The 14,888-nt window shown below is 66.3% G+C and carries 18 protein-coding genes and 1 tRNA gene; 11 read left to right on the top strand and 8 right to left on the bottom strand.

The window, feature by feature from the left end; all coding sequences use genetic code 11:
- Nucleotides 1-92: 92 nt before the first annotated feature.
- Complete coding sequence (locus tag QFX32_01210; GenBank protein MDI9632658.1) at nt 93-893, top strand: hypothetical protein; 801 nt, start codon at nt 93-95, stop codon at nt 891-893.
- Nucleotides 894-933: 40 nt separating this feature from the next.
- On the opposite strand, the gene QFX32_01215 is transcribed toward QFX32_01210, so the two are convergent.
- The 4 genes from QFX32_01215 to QFX32_01230 are packed head-to-tail and all read right to left on the bottom strand — an operon-like array spanning nt 934 to nt 5,438.
- A complete protein-coding gene (locus QFX32_01215; GenBank protein MDI9632659.1) occupies nt 934-1,593 on the bottom strand; it encodes a winged helix-turn-helix domain-containing protein in 660 nt (219 codons plus the stop codon).
- 15 nt (nt 1,594-1,608) lie between these two features.
- A complete protein-coding gene (alaS, locus tag QFX32_01220) occupies nt 1,609-4,353 on the bottom strand; it encodes an alanine--tRNA ligase (GenBank protein MDI9632660.1) in 2,745 nt (914 codons plus the stop codon).
- 57 nt (nt 4,354-4,410) lie between these two features.
- Nucleotides 4,411-4,740: an SWIM zinc finger family protein gene (locus tag QFX32_01225; GenBank protein MDI9632661.1), complete on the bottom strand. Its 330-nt coding sequence runs from the start codon at nt 4,738-4,740 to the stop codon at nt 4,411-4,413.
- Complete coding sequence (locus QFX32_01230) at nt 4,710-5,438, bottom strand: Nif3-like dinuclear metal center hexameric protein (GenBank protein MDI9632662.1); 729 nt, start codon at nt 5,436-5,438, stop codon at nt 4,710-4,712. Before QFX32_01230 ends, QFX32_01225 begins: the two co-directional genes overlap by 31 nt.
- 90 nt (nt 5,439-5,528) lie before the next feature.
- On the opposite strand from QFX32_01230, the gene QFX32_01235 reads away from it, so the two are divergent.
- Complete coding sequence (locus QFX32_01235) at nt 5,529-7,037, top strand: homocysteine biosynthesis protein (GenBank protein MDI9632663.1); 1,509 nt, start codon at nt 5,529-5,531, stop codon at nt 7,035-7,037.
- Nucleotides 7,034-7,426: a 4Fe-4S binding protein gene (locus tag QFX32_01240; GenBank protein MDI9632664.1), complete on the top strand. Its 393-nt coding sequence runs from the start codon at nt 7,034-7,036 to the stop codon at nt 7,424-7,426. Before QFX32_01235 ends, QFX32_01240 begins: the two co-directional genes overlap by 4 nt.
- 20 nt (nt 7,427-7,446) lie before the next feature.
- On the opposite strand, the gene QFX32_01245 is transcribed toward QFX32_01240, so the two are convergent.
- Nucleotides 7,447-8,163, bottom strand: a complete 717-nt coding sequence (locus QFX32_01245) for a hypothetical protein (protein ID MDI9632665.1) — start codon at nt 8,161-8,163, stop codon at nt 7,447-7,449.
- A 92-nt stretch (nt 8,164-8,255) separates the two neighbouring features.
- Here QFX32_01245 and QFX32_01250 point away from each other — a divergent pair, with 92 nt between their 5' ends.
- Together QFX32_01250 and QFX32_01255 are read left to right on the top strand one after the other, a co-directional pair.
- Nucleotides 8,256-8,966: a UPF0280 family protein gene (locus tag QFX32_01250; protein MDI9632666.1), complete on the top strand. Its 711-nt coding sequence runs from the start codon at nt 8,256-8,258 to the stop codon at nt 8,964-8,966.
- On the top strand, nt 8,960-9,580 hold the full coding sequence (locus tag QFX32_01255) for a response regulator (GenBank protein ID MDI9632667.1): 621 nt from the start codon (nt 8,960-8,962) through the stop codon (nt 9,578-9,580). Before QFX32_01250 ends, QFX32_01255 begins: the two co-directional genes overlap by 7 nt.
- 78 nt (nt 9,581-9,658) lie before the next feature.
- Here QFX32_01255 and QFX32_01260 read toward each other — a convergent pair whose 3' ends face one another.
- On the bottom strand, nt 9,659-10,069 hold the full coding sequence (locus QFX32_01260; GenBank protein ID MDI9632668.1) for a hypothetical protein: 411 nt from the start codon (nt 10,067-10,069) through the stop codon (nt 9,659-9,661).
- A gap of 126 nt (nt 10,070-10,195) precedes the next feature.
- Here QFX32_01260 and QFX32_01265 point away from each other — a divergent pair, with 126 nt between their 5' ends.
- From QFX32_01265 to QFX32_01285, 5 genes are read left to right on the top strand one after another with little or no spacing between them, the layout of a single operon-like run.
- Complete coding sequence (locus QFX32_01265) at nt 10,196-10,486, top strand: MarR family transcriptional regulator (protein ID MDI9632669.1); 291 nt, start codon at nt 10,196-10,198, stop codon at nt 10,484-10,486.
- Nucleotides 10,483-11,007 carry a tRNA (cytidine(56)-2'-O)-methyltransferase gene (locus QFX32_01270; protein ID MDI9632670.1) on the top strand — a complete coding sequence of 175 codons (525 nt, stop codon included), beginning with the start codon at nt 10,483-10,485 and terminating at the stop codon, nt 11,005-11,007. Before QFX32_01265 ends, QFX32_01270 begins: the two co-directional genes overlap by 4 nt.
- Nucleotides 11,004-12,086 carry an ATP-grasp domain-containing protein gene (locus QFX32_01275; protein MDI9632671.1) on the top strand — a complete coding sequence of 361 codons (1,083 nt, stop codon included), beginning with the start codon at nt 11,004-11,006 and terminating at the stop codon, nt 12,084-12,086. The genes QFX32_01270 and QFX32_01275 overlap by 4 nt, the downstream gene beginning before the upstream one ends.
- 7 nt (nt 12,087-12,093) lie before the next feature.
- A complete protein-coding gene (locus QFX32_01280) occupies nt 12,094-12,606 on the top strand; it encodes a transcription factor (protein MDI9632672.1) in 513 nt (170 codons plus the stop codon).
- The gene (locus QFX32_01285; GenBank protein ID MDI9632673.1) at nt 12,599-13,117 is read left to right on the top strand and encodes an HDIG domain-containing protein; all 519 of its coding nucleotides are present in this window, start codon (nt 12,599-12,601) and stop codon (nt 13,115-13,117) included. Before QFX32_01280 ends, QFX32_01285 begins: the two co-directional genes overlap by 8 nt.
- A 41-nt stretch (nt 13,118-13,158) precedes the next feature.
- On the opposite strand, the gene QFX32_01290 is transcribed toward QFX32_01285, so the two are convergent.
- Entirely contained in the window at nt 13,159-13,659 is a 501-nt protein-coding gene (locus tag QFX32_01290; GenBank protein MDI9632674.1) for a regulator of amino acid metabolism, contains ACT domain protein, read from the bottom strand.
- Between the two features lie 209 nt (nt 13,660-13,868).
- On the opposite strand from QFX32_01290, the gene QFX32_01295 reads away from it, so the two are divergent.
- A tRNA-Leu gene (locus QFX32_01295) sits at nt 13,869-13,953 on the top strand.
- 65 nt (nt 13,954-14,018) lie between these two features.
- On the opposite strand, the gene QFX32_01300 is transcribed toward QFX32_01295, so the two are convergent.
- Nucleotides 14,019-14,882, bottom strand: coding sequence for a DUF2099 family protein (locus QFX32_01300; GenBank protein MDI9632675.1), 864 nt, complete (start codon nt 14,880-14,882; stop codon nt 14,019-14,021).
- Nucleotides 14,883-14,888: the final 6 nt, after the last annotated feature.

Consider the following 14,888-nt stretch of genomic DNA (forward strand, 5'->3'; position numbering starts at 1 on the left):
CCGCCCCCGCGTGACCTCCCGCGCCGCGTTTCCGCGTGATATCCAGAAACCATGGCAGAAACTAATTATCGTCAGGCTCCAGAGACGATCACATGCGGCCGGTGATCGTCGCCCTCCTCCTCGCCCTCCTCCTCGCGGAGGGTGCACTCGCGTACGAGCTCGTGATCAGCGCGCCCGCCGAGGTCCGCCTCGGCCTGCCGATCGAGGTGACGGGAACCACGAATTTCCCCGAGGGCACCGAGTTCGACATCGTGCTCTACAGGATCCAGACGACTTTGCCCGAGCCCGTCGCGGAGAAAACGATCGTCGTCTCGGGTTCGAGGTCGTTCGAAGTGACTTTCGGGACGATCGGGCTTTCGCCGGGGGACTACAAGGTCGAGGTCAGGTTCCGCACCGACCCGGGCTCGAAGCTCAGCTCCGGCTCGGTCACGACCCGCCTCGTGAAGGTCACGGACCGGTCGGGGGAGATCGTGATTACCTCCCCGCTGGACCAGGTGCTCGGCGAGGCACTCAGGATCGAGGGGTACGTCCCCAAGGCAGGGGTCGTCACGCTGACGATGAGGGTGACGGGCCCGGACGGGGCCGTCGGTCCGCCGGTGGACATCAGGACGACGACAGTCCTCGGCAAGGACGACGGGTTCTTCGCGAGGACGGTCCCCGTCGGGGAGAAGGGGAACTACTACGTGGATTTCTCGGACGCGAGGGGACTCATCACGACGGTGAAGTTCACCGTCGGGGAACCGCCCGGTGCAGTGACTCCCGCGGAGACGCAGTCCCTGGGGACGGCCAGTGACACCGTGCCGCCGGCCGCATCCCCCTTCCCCGCCGCGGCATGCGCGGCCATCCTCCCCGTCCTCGCGTGGCTGTTCTCGTCGCGGAACCGGCGGGGGTGATCGCGGGGAGGTTCCACGCCGGCCCTGCCCCGCGTGGTGGTCACGCGCGCGTCCGCGATGCCCATGCCTCGTAGACGAGGAGAACGAGGATGACGAGGACGCCCCCGCAGAAGAACGCGAGGGCAAGCTCGGAGGGGAGCGCGCCGGGAACCCCGCCTGCCGGTCCCGGCGGGACCGAAAGGATCCCCCTCGCCGGCTCTAGGTGCGGGGACAGGGTGTCGGCCCGGAGGACATTTTCACCGGCAGGGCGCGGGAGCGAGAGCACGGCGTACGCGGCGAGCGTCGAGAGGACGACGATCCCAAAGAGGGCCGCGTACCGCAGGAGGACCGAGCGGATGTCGTGTGCCCGCGGGGCCATGATCAGGAGCTGGTTGCGCAGCCCGTAGACCTTGACCTGCCGCCCTTTCACGCTGTACTTCGTGTGCCGGACCTCGATCAGCCCCGCGTCGAGGAGGTTCTCGATGTGGTACTTGACGGTTCCAAGCGGCATCCCGAGGGAGGAGGAGAGGTCCCCCGCGGTGGCGGGACCCTTTTCGAGGGCATGGAGGATATCGCCCGCGGCCGGGCTCGCGAGTGCCTTCCCGATCTTCTTTGACCGCTCGTCGCCCGGCGTGAGGATGACCACCTCCCCGCCGTGCGGACCGGCCTCCCCCCCGGCAGCCGCGGGTGGTGGAACGGTATCCTCTCGCTCCCCGTCCATCGCCTCTCCCGCACCCTACGCCCCGAGGGCAGCGAGGATCCTCTCCCTGCCGGCAGCGAGCGCCTCCTCGATCTTCTCCACCGCGGGTCCCCCTCCCCGCGCGAGCGTCGGGGACCCGCCCCCCTTCCCCCCGAGGATCGCGCAGACGTGGCCGATGATCTCGCCCGCGTTCACCTTCTCGGAACCGGAGACGAGGAGGACCGTTGCCTGGTCGGTGCCGCTCGCGAGGAGCGCGACCCCCCCGCGGGAAGCGATCTCCTCGCCTATCCCGGCGAGTTCCTTCCCCGAGAGGTCTATCCTCCTCACGAGGACCGGCGTCGTGCCGACGATCTCGGCGGACAGCGACTTCTTCTCGAGCTCCGCGACGTGCTGGCGGAGTCGCTCTATCTCCTTCTTCTGGGCCTTCCACTCGGAGAAGAACCTCTTTGCCGTGGCGGGCAGGAATTCCGGCTGGACCGAGAAAACCTGCGCGGACTCGGAGAGGATCTTCTCGATCCTGTGGACGTACTCGACCGCAGCGAGGCCCGCCGAGAACTCGAGGCGCTCGATGCCGTCCTGGATGTGCTCGACGCGGATGACCTTGATGAAACCGACGTCACCCGTGCTCCTGCAGTGGGTCCCCGCGCACGCCTCGACGTCCGCTCCCACGCGGACGACCCGGATCTCCCTGCCCGGCGGGACACCCCCCTGGTAGAGGGAGAACCCGTACATCTGCTCGGCCTTCGTCCTGTCGATGTACTTCACCTCGACGGGGAGATCGGCCATGACCATCCTGTTCGCCGCGATCTCTATCCGGCGGAGCTCGTCGGGCGTGATGTGCTTGTAGTGACGGATGTCCAGCCTCGAGCTCTCGGGGCCCTTCTGGGCGCCGGCCTGGTGGACGTGGGCGCCGAGGACTTCCTTTGCGGCGTGGAGGAGGATGTGCGTTGCGGTGTGGTGGCGCATCAGGGACCACCGGCGTTCCTCATCGACGATGCCCTTCACGCGGTCGCCGCGGCGCAGGGTGCCGCCGGTGACGTGGTGGAGGATCACGTCGCCCACCCTCGCCACGTCGTCGACACGGACGATGTTCTCCGCGGAGATCAGCATCCCGGTATCCGACGGTTGGCCGCCACCCTCCGGGTAGAAGAGGGTCTGGTCCATGACGGCGTACCCGTCGAAGAAGTCGATCACCATGGCGTCGAACTCCATGTCCGACGGCTGCTCGTAGAAGAGCTTCCTCGTCGCCGGCAGCCCCGAGATCCTGTCGCGGTACCTCGCGAAGGGATCTTCCTCCTCCTCCGCGCGTTCCGACTCGGAGTGCATCTCGGCGATGAGGGAGTAGAAGTTGTCCGGGAGCTCGACGACCGCCCCCTCCGCGGTCGCGACCTCCCTTATGATCTCGGGGGGTATCCCGTGGGAGTCGTAGAGGGTTATCACCTCCTTGAGCGGGACGCGCTCCCTCTTGTTCTTGTAGGCCCGGGCCACCCTCTGGACGATCTTCGTGCCCCGTTCCAGCGTCGCGTTCCCCTTCTCCACCTCGCGCTCGATGATCTCGCGGACAATGCAGATGTCCTGCTCGAAGTTGCCCGTCCCGACGATCTTCATCTGCTGCTCGACGAAGTCCGCGAGCGACTCCTTTATCCCGAGCTCCTTCATCATCCGGAGCGTGCGCCGGAGGACGAGGCGGGCGAGGTAGCCCTCCCGCACGTTGGAGGGGACGATGCAGTCCCCGAGCATGTAGGCGAGGCACCTCGTGTGGTCCACGATGGCGTACACCTTCTCCACGGGCGCGATCATCCTGTCCAGCCGCTCCATGGGGACATTGATCGCGCTCGCGACCTTCTTGCGGAGCTGCCAGAGGTTCGTGCCCGAGATGTCCATCACCCCCGCGAACCTCGCGTTCAGGGAGAGGATCTTCGTGTACTCCTTGTCCTCGAGGGCATGGGTGAGCCCCGCTGCCTCCATCACCCTGCTCACCATCTCGGGGAAGACGGCATCGTAGATCGTGGGGGATCCCCGCGACGCCCAGACGAACCTCTCGAGTCCGTAGCCCGTGTCCACGATGTAGTTCTCCATCGGGTAGTACATCTCTCCCTTGAGCTCGATCCCGGGCTTCCCCGTCTTCGCCCGGCCGAGGTTCATGAAGACGAGCGTCGCGACCTCGAGCCCGCCGATGAGGACCTCGAGGCTCGGCCCCGCGTTCCCCCCGCCCACCCACGGGTGCTCCTTGTAGGTCACGAGGGAGAGGTCCGCTCCGATCGACGCGAGGAACTTCTCGCAGAGTTCGACCGTCCTCTCCTTCCAGTATACCTCTTCCCCCTCGCGGTTGAACGCGTGGTGGGCCATCATCTCGAAGAGGGTGAGGTGCCGGCCCGACCGGCCGACCGAGTCAAGGTCGTTGAGCCGGATGCACGGCTGCGAGATGGCGAGGGGGTTTGCGGGCGGCGGTACTATCCCCCCGGTGACCCACGGCTGGAAATCGGCGATGGAGGCGATCGTGAGGTAGATATCGTCCCTCCACCTCGCGACGACGGGGTACCGCGAGATCCGCGTGTGCCCGTTCTGCTCGAAGAAGGAGAGGAAAGCCTCGCGCATCTCGTCGACGGTGTGGCTCCTGAATACCGGGGCTCCGATGAACTTGTAGGTCTCGCAGGGTGCATCGCCGCACGTCTGAGTATCTGGGTTCCTCGTCCAGAACGCCGCGCCGCACTTCTGGCAAATCCTGCGGGTGAGCCCGTGTTCCCTGAAGTACTCGAGCTGGTATTCCTCTTCGAGCATAAAAATCACGTGTTCTGATAGAATTCGGCTTGGAACGATAAAAATTGTTGGATTTCCTCACGGTTTCCCGGTCCAGGCCTCGTGGTACCACTCGTCGACCTCGCGGAAGGTGCCCGTCGCGGCGGCGATCCGCACCGCGAGGATGTGCCAGCACGTCACTTTCCTGTAGAGGTAGTCGTGGCAGGTGCAGAAATCCTCCTCGACGACGTAAGTCCCGGAACTGCCGCGGACCACGTCGAAGTCCCTGTACCGCATCACCCTCCCCGAGTCGAGTGCCTCGAGCGCCTTCCTGCCCTTCTCTCCAAAGAGCCTGACGATCTCGTCCCGGAGCGGGGGGGTGAGTGCTCCTTCCCTCTTCAGCCTCTCGAAGAGCGCGCTGGGCTCCATGTCCTGACTGCGGGGGGGTCGTCGATGTACGTCCATCCCATCCGGCGGGCGAGTGCCCTCATGCCGGGGGACTCGAGGGCGTAGTGCGTCGCCTCGAGGAGCGGGAGCGGGGAGGCGCGGGCAACGGCGTGCTTCAGGTCGGCCGAGAGGAATGCCCGCGCACCCGCGGCAGCCGCCTCGGCGATGAGCTCGGGGGTGAACGCCGAGCCCCCCGCGAGGCCGAGCGGACCGGGCAGGCAGGGGTCGCCCCACGCGGTGACCGGGCAGCCGAGCCGCCGGGCGATCCCGGGAACGGAGAGCGGGCAGTCACCGACCACTCCGAGGGAGAGTCCCCGGCAGTTCGCAAGGCCGAGGAGCCCGGCGAGCGCGTCGTTGATGCCGCCGGGGGCGCGGTCGAAGTTGGTGTGGAGGACGTAGACGTGCATGCCCGACGAGAGGACGCCCCTCATGAGGGTCGCGAGCGGTCCCCTCACCGCAGTGACGGGTGTCCAGAGGGGCGTGTGGTGCACGACGAGCGCGTCTGCACCCGACGCGATCGCCCTGCCGACGACCGCGGGAGTCGCGTCGACGGCACAGCAGACGTGCCCGATATCCCGGTTCCCCTCGACGACGAGGCCGATCTTGTCCCGGTCCCACTCCTCCGCGAGGCCTGCCGGCGCGATCCCCTCCATGAGGGAGAGGAATTCCGCGAGGTCCATCAATTGTACCTGCGCGCGGGAGGTAATCAAAGGTTTATTACCTCGAGTAATACGAAACTTCTTTAAATATTCATTTTTACACATTATCCCATGCGCAAGACCATCCAGGAGATTAACGAGAGGATAAGAGAGGGCAATGCACGGGTGGTCACCGCCGAGGAGATGCCGCGGATCGTCGAGGAACTCGGCGAGGAGGGGGCCCTCGCAGAGGTGGACGTCGTCACGACCGGCACGTTCGGGGCGATGTGCTCCTCAGGGTGTTTTTTCAACTTTGGCCACGCCGATCCCCCGATCCGGATGGAGAAGGTCTGGCTCAACGACGTGGAAGCGTACGCCGGGATCGCGGCCGTCGACGCGTACCTCGGCGCGACCGAGAAGTCCACGACGCGGGAGGAGAACTACGGGGGTGCCCACGTCATGGAAGACCTCGTCTCGGGGAGATCGGTCGAGCTGCGGGCGATCTCGAGGGGGACCGACTGTTACCCGCGCAGGACGCTCACGACCGAGATCCTCCTCGAGAGCTGCAACCAGGCCATCATGGTCAACCCGCGGAACGGGTACCAGAAGTACAACGCCGCGGCAAACTCCGGGGACAGGGTCCTCTACACCTACATGGGGATGCTCCTCCCGTCCATCGGGAACGTCACGTACTCGGGCGCGGGGGTCCTCAACCCGCTCGCAAACGACCCGAAGCTGAGGCTCATCGGGCCGGGTGTCCCCTGTTTCCTCGGCGGGGCGGAGGGGATGGTCATCGGCGAGGGAACGCAGGCGTCCCCGGCGACCGGGTTCGGGACGCTCATGGTGACCGGGAACCTCAAGGAGATGAATACCGAGTTCCTCCGCGCGGCGACGATGACAGGGTACGGCGTGACGCTCTACGTGGGACTCGGCGTGCCGATACCCGTCCTCGACATCGAGACGGTCCGGTGCACCGCGGTGCGCGACGAGGACATATGGGTCGACGTCATCGACTACAGCGTCCCCTCGCGTTCGCGCCCCTCGCTCGCGCGCGTGAACTACGCGATGCTCCGGTCGGGGAAGGTGGAGATAGGGGGCGAGGAAGTCCGCACGTCCTCGCTCTCGAGCTTTTCGCGCGCGCGCATGGTCGCGGCCGAGCTGAAGAAGTGGGTCGAGGGGGGGAGGCTCGTCCTCACGCTCCCCACGCGGCGGCTCGACCCCACCCGGAGGGCAGAGCCGATGAGGGAGACGGTCCAGGGCCCGCGCGTCGTCCAGATCATGCAGCACCGCGTGCCGACGATCGGGGAGGACGAGCACATCAGGGAGGCTGCCGCGCGGCTCCTGAAGGGTGAGACCAACCACCTCCCGGTCGTGAACGAGGAGGGGGTCCTCGTGGGCATCGTGACCACGTACGACATCTCCAAGGCCGTCGTCAACCCGGGGAAGGGGAACTACGTGAGGGACATCATGAAGCGGAGGGTGATCACCACGACCCCCGACGAGCCCGTCGACGTCGCCGTCCGGAAGCTCGAGAAGTACAATATCAGCGCGCTCCCCGTGGTGGACAGGGAGATGCACGTCATCGGGATACTCACCGCGATGGACCTCGGCAAGCTCTTCGGGGGGAGGTGGCTCAAGTGAAGCTCCTCGTCACGTTCTCCCGCAAGGAGGGCAAAAAGCCCATCATCGCGCAGGTGGTCCGCGACACCGGCGTCCTCGTGAACGTGGAGCGCGCCATCATCGACTCGCACGAGGGCGAGGCCCTCATCGACATCCCGGACGAGTCGTGCCGCGTCGTGAAGGAGAGGCTCACGGATCTCGGGGCCGCGGTCCGGATCCTCGAGGACGAGATCGTCCGCGACGAGTCCGAGTGCATCGACTGCGGGGCGTGCATCGGGATATGCCCGCAGGAGGTTTTCTCGTTCGACGAGGATTTCCGGATCAGGATGGACGCGCGCAAGTGCATCCTCTGCGGGAGGTGCATCGAGGTATGCCCCCACCGTGCCCTCTCGCGGAGGGGAGCGATCTGAACCGGCCGCGGGGAGGAATTTCACCGTCCCCGCGACTCCCCGTTCCCGTTTTTCCCGGCCAGACGGCCCTTCCTGCGGGTGGCCCGCGCGCGGAATATCCCGCTCCTGTCCACCCACTCCCGCAGGGAGAAGTCGTACGCCCTCCAGAGGGTGCCCCTCCTGATCACGGCGACCGCGTGGGCGAGGGGCGGTCTCCCCCGGAGGAGCCGCTGCGCCTCGCTGGCCAGTGCCCCGCGGGGACCGCGGAGGAGAGAATAGACGCGTTCCCCCTTCCCGCGGCGGAGGTTGACGGCGACCGAGACGTGGAGGATGCGGCCCCCGGTGGTGTCGACGGTGTTGCACCTCGTGCAGGAGGGGACGAGCGCGGATGCGACCGCGCGGGCGCACGCGGCGAGCGGGGGGTCCTCGCGGAGGACGAGAGAGACGGCGATACCCTTCCTCCCCCGGAACATTTCGAGGTGGAGGGGGTGGAGTCTCCCGGGAGGGGAGAGGTCGCGGAGGGCACGGTCGAGGAGCGGGAGGATGTCTGCCCCGCGCCGGAGGGTGAGGGGGCCGCAGAGCGTCACGTGGGGGAAGAAACGCTCGTCGCGCGAGAGCCCCACAATTCTCTCGACGAGGCCCTGGAGAGTCTCCAATTCCGGCCAGTTGACGCAGAGGACGACGATGTAGGCGGGCGCCCGTGGACGCGTGGCGCGGAACCTGCGGTGCCCCTCCCCTGCTATCCCCCGTGCGGTCACCCATGAGAGTTCTCGGTGCAGGGAGAGAAAAAACTGCCCGGGAAACCGTCGCCGACAGACGCGTTTTTCGCCTGCGGGGACAATACCAGAGTGTGATACGCCGGCGGTTCCACTTCAGGGAGACGATCGCGACGATCCTCGCGGAGAGGGAGGAGCACGTCGAGGCCGCGCGGAGGGGGATTATCCGCGCACGCCAGGAGCTCGAGCGCTACATCGCCGGCGACCCCTACTTCTCCGCGACGCTGGAACCGTACCCCGTGCACACCGGGATCCCGGTCGTCGACAGGATGTCGGCCGCGGGGGTCTCGGCGGGGGTGGGGCCGATGGCGGCAGTCGCCGGCGCGATTGCCCTTGCCGGCGTCGAGGAGATGGTCAGGGAGGGGGCGGGCCTCGCGGTTGTCGACAACGGCGGGGACATCGCCATGGTCACGGACAGGCCGATATCCGTCGGCATCCACGCGGGAGAGTCGGTCCACAGCGACCGCCTCGCGTTCAGGATACCCCCGCAGGAGGAGATCCTCGGCATCTGCACCTCGTCGGCGACCGTCGGACCGTCCCTCTCCTTCGGGACGGCGGACGCTGTCTGCGTCATCGCGCGCGATCCCTGCCTCGCAGACGCGTGGGCGACTGCTCTTTGCAACACCCTCTCGCCGCGCAGGCAGGAGGTGATGGCCCGCGTCCCGTGGGACCGCGTCACGGGCGTGCTCGCGATCGAGGGCGAGTGGATCTTCCGTGCGGGAAATCTCCCCCCCCTCGTCAGTGCACGCGTCGACAGGGATCTCGTGACGGGAGGGCCGTGGTAGGTGGCAGGATCCGGATGGCGCCGATCATCCTCGTCGTGGACGACAACCCCGGGATAATCAGCATCCTCCGGGCGATCCTCGAGATGGAGGGGTACATCGTCCACGCCGCGGGGAGTGGCGAAGAGTGCCTCGCCCTCGTCTCGAGGGAGAAGCCCGACCTCGTCCTGCTCGACATCGTGATGCCCCGCATGGACGGCTGGACGGTCCTCGAACGCATCCGGAGCGACCGGGAAAACGACCCCGTCCGTGTCCTGATGGTGACGGCAAAGCCCCCCACGCGGGAGGAGGCCGAGAGGTACGCCCCGCTCATCGACGGGTACGTGATGAAACCGTTCGACCTGCGGGCCCTCAAGAAGACCGTGGCCGACCTCCTCGCGGAGAAGGAGAAGATGAGGACCGTGAGGGAAAGGGTTGCCGGAAAGGCCGGGTGGCGGCAGTTCCTCGAGGAGTACTGCAGGCTCTCGCGCATTGTCAGGGCCCAGGAAGCGTTCTCGGCCCTCCTCGAGAGAAAGGGGAAGGGGGAGGATCGGCCACCTACCCCGGAAGCAGTCCGCCTCGAGAGACTGAAGGAGATAATCCGGCGGGCATCGGAGGTGAGCGACGCGGGGGGATGAAGGGGGGAACCGGGCAGGAGGGCTGGAAGGAGGGAGACCTGCCCGCATCTCTCCTGCCCTCCCCGCACCGGGCAATCGCTACACGGACTCGTCGACGAACCGCAACGCTCTCTCGTGGGCGTCCTTTCCCCTGAAGTTCGCGAGCACGCGCTCCCCGTCGCTCACGCTCATGACGGGCTCTCCCCCCTCGACCCGGAATATGACCTCGAAGAGGTCGCGCTCGTCGATGAGAACGCCGTTCCCGAGCGCGGACGCGGGCTGGAGGAGGAGCCGGTCCCGTTCGAGCTCTCCCGGCTCTCTCCTGTAGAAGTAGTAGTAGACCTGGTAAGCGTTCAGGAAATCGGACGAGAGGAGTCGTTCCCTCACCGGCGGGGCGAGCCGATCGAGTTCCCGCGCGAGTGCATCCTCGTCGTCCCCCGCGCGCTCGAGGATGGAATCTGCGATCCCCGCGAGGTCATCATCGGAGAGCCGACCTTCACCCTCCTGCATGGTACTCCCGTTCTTGGTTCTCCGCGTGCTTATACATAGTGGAACGCGGTTTTCCACCACGGGGGGACGAGGGGTGTACCACGAGGATTATCGTTTCCCGTGCACTACATGAATCACCGGGAGGACATGAAGGAGGAAGACCTGGACTGGGCCGTCTACCACTACATCGCGGCGGATCCCACGCGCGACCCGGAGTCACTCGCGGAATGCCTCCGGTGCCCCGTGGACGATATCCAGTCGTCGCTCGAGAGGCTCGAGAGAGCGTTCCTCATCGAGAGGGAAAAAGAGGGGAAGATCCGCGTCCTCTCCGTCCACGAGATGCTCATCCGCTGCCAGGCCAAGTACAGGAAGGATTTTCCCTTCGTCGTCGAGGGAGGGGTCATCAAGGTGAAGGGTGACCCGGGGCCTGAACAATGACCGACGTCTGGGTCCTCCGCCTTGGTCACCGTCCCGGGAGGGACCAGCGGGTGACGACGCACGTGGGGCTCGCGGCCCGCGCCCTCGGTGCGAGGGGCATGTACCTCGCCTCGCGCGACCCCGGGATCGTCGAGGGGATAAGGGACGTTGTGAGGCGATTCGGCGGGGACTTCTCCGTCGAGGACGGGGTCTCTTGGAAGAAGATCGTCAGGGAGTGGAAGGAATCGGGCGGCACGGTCGTACACCTGACCATGTACGGCGAGCCCGTCCAGCAACTCGAGCCGATGCTGAGGGAACTCGAGCGTATCCTCGTCGTCGTCGGGGCAGAGAAGGTGCCCGCGGAGGTATTCTCGCTCGCCGACTACAACGTGGCCATCACGAACCAGCCCCACTCGGAGGTTGCGGGGCTCGCCGTCTTCCTCGACAGGCTGTTTATGGGCGAGGAACTCGGCAGGGAGTTCCCGGGTGGCCGCGTGAGGATAATCCCCTCCCCGAGGGGGAAGCGCTGCGAGGAGGTATGACCGGGTCAGTCCTCGTCGCGGGTTTCTCGACGAGGCACGTCGCGAAGTCGGCGCACGCGGCAGGCTACACCGTCTACGCCGTCGACCACTTCTGCGACCAGGACCTCTCGTGGTACACCCATGACATGATCCGGTTCGAGGACCTCGACGACCTCCCGGCGGCCGTCTCGGAGATGTGCGGGAGGCACCGGATCGACTGGGCGATCCCCACGTCAGGCGCGGAGGCGCTCCTCCGGGACCTGCCCGTCCTCGGGACGCCCCCCGGCGTGGCTGCAAGGTTCCTCGACAAGCTCGCGACGCAGGAGTTCTTCGAGTCGCTGGGTGTCCCGGTCCCGCGGTTGCGCGGGGACAATCAGTACCCCGCGATGGTCAAGCCGCGGTGGGGATCCGGGGGGTGGCGCAACAGGGTCGTCTCCTCTGCCCGGGAACTCGCGTCGTGGCGGGAGGAGTTCGGGGCTATTGAAGCGATCGTGCAGGAGGTCGTGGAGGGGATCCCGGCATCCGTCTCGTGCCTTGCGGACGGGAGGGGACACGCGAGGGCCGTCGCGGCGAACATGCAGATCCTCCGCGGGGCAGGGGATTCCGCGTACGGGTTTTGCGGGTCGCTGACCCCCCTTGACCACCCCCTCGCCCAAAGGATGGCCGCGTGCGCGGAGAGGATCGCTGCCTCCTCCGGGTGCAGGGGGTGCATCGGCATCGATTTCGTCCTCGGCGAACGCGACTTCTTCGCGATCGAGGTGAACCCGCGGTTCCAGGCGACCCTCGATACCGTCGAGATGTCCCTTGGGATAAACCTCTTCTCCGCGCACGTGCAGGCGTGCCACGGGACGCTCCCGTCGCCAGACACTCTCCACCCCGCCCGCGTCGCGGTCCGCAGGATACTCTTCGCGGAGAGGGACTGCACCGTTGAAGGAGATCTCTCCCCCCTCTTCCCGGCCGTCTCGGACATCCCGTGGCCCGGCGCGTCCTTCGAGGAGGGCCAGGCGATCGTGAGCGTGTACGGCTGGGGTGAGACGGCGGAGGAAGCGTGGGGTCTCCTGGATACACATATCAGGAGAGTCCGACAATACGTACGGTGAAGGTCGTATGGAGGAGATACTCGCGAATCCAGCGATCCGCACTTACCTGAACCGGCTGGTCGGGGAGGAGGGGATCGCGCTCATCGAGAGTTTCCCGGAGGAAGGGGAGTTCTCCGATGAGGAACTCGCCGAGAAGACAGGCATCAATCTCAATTCCGTTCGGCACACCCTCTATACCCTCTACGAGAAGAGACTCGCGGAGTACCGCCGGATCAAGAATACTGAGACGGGGTGGCTCACCTACCTCTGGCAGCTCCGGATGGACAGGATATACGAGGTCATCGCCGAGGACATGGCCCAGGTACTCGAGAAGCTCGAGGCACGGGAGAGATTCGAGGAGGAGAACGATTTTTACATATGCAAGTCCTGCGGCGAGATCTGCACGTTCGACAGGGCGATGGACACGGAATTCCAGTGCCCCTCGTGCGACAACCCCCTCGAGCACTTCGACAACGAGATACTCCTGCGGGCTCTGCAGCGGAGGATCAGGGCAATCAGGGAATCTCTCGGGCATGCGTGAGGACGGGCGCGGCGCGTGGAGGCAGATCCTCGAGGAGGCCGGCTGCAGCGCGGGGGTGATCCGGCACTGCGAGGCGGTCCGCGACCTCGCCTTGGAGTTCTACATCCCCGGGATCATGGACCGCGAGATCCTCCTCGCCGGTGCGATGCTCCACGACATCGGGAGGAGCAGGACGCACGACCTCTCCCACGCGCAGGCCGGGGCCGAGTACTGCAGGGAGATCGGGCTTGGGGAGGAGATTGCGAGGATCGTCGAGTGTCACCTCGGCGCTGGCCTGACCGCCGACGAGTGCACACTCCTCCGCCTCCGGCCCGTGGACTGCATCCCGGGGACCGCCGAGGAGAGGGCTGTCGCGAATGCCGATAACCTCGTCTCGGGATCGCGCGTCGTCGGGATAGAAGAGCGGATGATGCGGGCCATGTACCTCCCCCGGAAAGTGCGCAGGCGGATCTTCCGCCTGTGGCTCGAGATGGAGACCTTCAGGGGACTCGCGGAGTCCGCGAGGGGGTGAGGAACCCCGGGGACGACGGGACTCTTCTCCCCTTTCCCGCGTCAGAGCACGATCTTTCGCACCTGGGGGAGGCGGCGGACACCCTCTATCACGGCCGGGGGGAAGTCCCCGTCGATGATGACAACGAGCCGGGGGTCCTCGGAGAGGAGGGGATCGGTCACGTATATCTGGCGGATGGAGAGCCCCGCCTCTGATATGACCCGGACGGCACCGCTCACTATCCCTTTCTCGGTCGCGTCGACGGGATAGATTGTCATCACGGAGAGGCCCAGGTGACCTGCGACCTGGGAGAGGTCAGGAGTCACCCTCATGTGGGAGAAGACGGTGCGGTGGAGGGGGAGGGAGAGGATCCTCCGGGCCGTCGCGTCGACGACCCTCCGGTCCGTCCCGGTCGCCCTCGCGACCTGCGTGGACGGCACCTCGAGGCCGTTGCACGCAATCCGCCCCCTCTCGTTCACGGAAAAGCCGTTCTCGAGGAGGAATTTCACGACTTTTGCCTGGGAAGGGGAATCGGAAAATTCCCTGATGATCTCCGACCACATAGTGATGAATTTCGCGCCTGCATATAAATATGCACCAGCGAGCGGGAAGGGGCATCGGTGCCTGCAAGGTTGCCCCGGGGGAGCAGGCGTGGAGCACGGTGGGCGGTCGCCCCCTCCCGGGACACGGGCCTGTTTCCCAGGGGAGTTACGCAGGAGAACGAAGAAGGGATAATCTTATTTCAGGGACGCATCCATCTATATAGGCACGCGCGAGGGTTGCCGAGCCAGGTCAAAGGCGCCAGCTTGAGGGGCTGGTCCCGCAGGGGTTCTTGGGTTCAAATCCCATCCCTCGCATCTCTCATCCTTTTTTCACCACGCGGTGAATGCGCACCATCCGGGAGAATCGGAGCGGTATCCCCCTACACGAGGGGGCGTGGCTCGTCGCCGAGCGTGAAGGGGAGACGCGCGCTCTTCACGAGAACCTGCGAGGGTGACCGGCGCACCTTCTCGAGCACGAGATCCTTTCCCGCCGGGGTCACCGCAAATACCGGGATCGAGACGCCTGCCTGGAGGAGCGCGACCGGGCCGGCGAGCTCTCTCACGTGGCGGGACGCGCAGGCCGTCACGATGTCGGCGTTCCGGACGAGGACGCGCGCGTCCTCCTCGGACACGCCCGTCGTGTGGACAGCGATCACGAGGGCGCCGGGGAAATCGCGGCGGATCGACAGGGCATCGGTTGCGGAAGTGACGGTCACCCCAATCCTCTCGTGGCCTGCCGCCCGGGCCACCCGGACCGCTCCCGGCTGGTCTACCGATGCGCGCGCGGGGTCGTACACGATACCTCCCTTCTCCCTTATCCTTTGGATGACTTCCGCGATCGGCGAGGTCTTCACGAGACCCGACATCCTCCCCCCAATTCCCTGGACGAGGGATGGGGACGACACGATGACGCTGCCCGCGCCGTCGCACGCGATGACCGCACACGAGAGGAGCCCGGACTCAAGGCCGCAGGCGAGGAGCTCGGATGCACCGAAATCCACGTAATCGCCCCTCGCCTCGACGATCCTATCCGGCGTGCACATCCCGAATGCCCGGATCCGGTACTCCATGTTCTCCCTGATCGCCTCGGGGGTGATGGGGTGCACGGGCTTGCCGAACCTCCGCGCGAGCGGGCATTCCCAAATCAAGGGTTCTCCCACCGAGACGACCTTCCCGCCGCGGATGACGACCCGTGCCCGCCCTATTGCCTCCACGACGTGTTCGTCCTCGCCGTCGCCTGCCATACCCTT

Source organism: Methanolinea sp., from assembly GCA_030055515.1.
GTDB lineage: Archaea > Halobacteriota > Methanomicrobia > Methanomicrobiales > Methanospirillaceae > Methanolinea_A.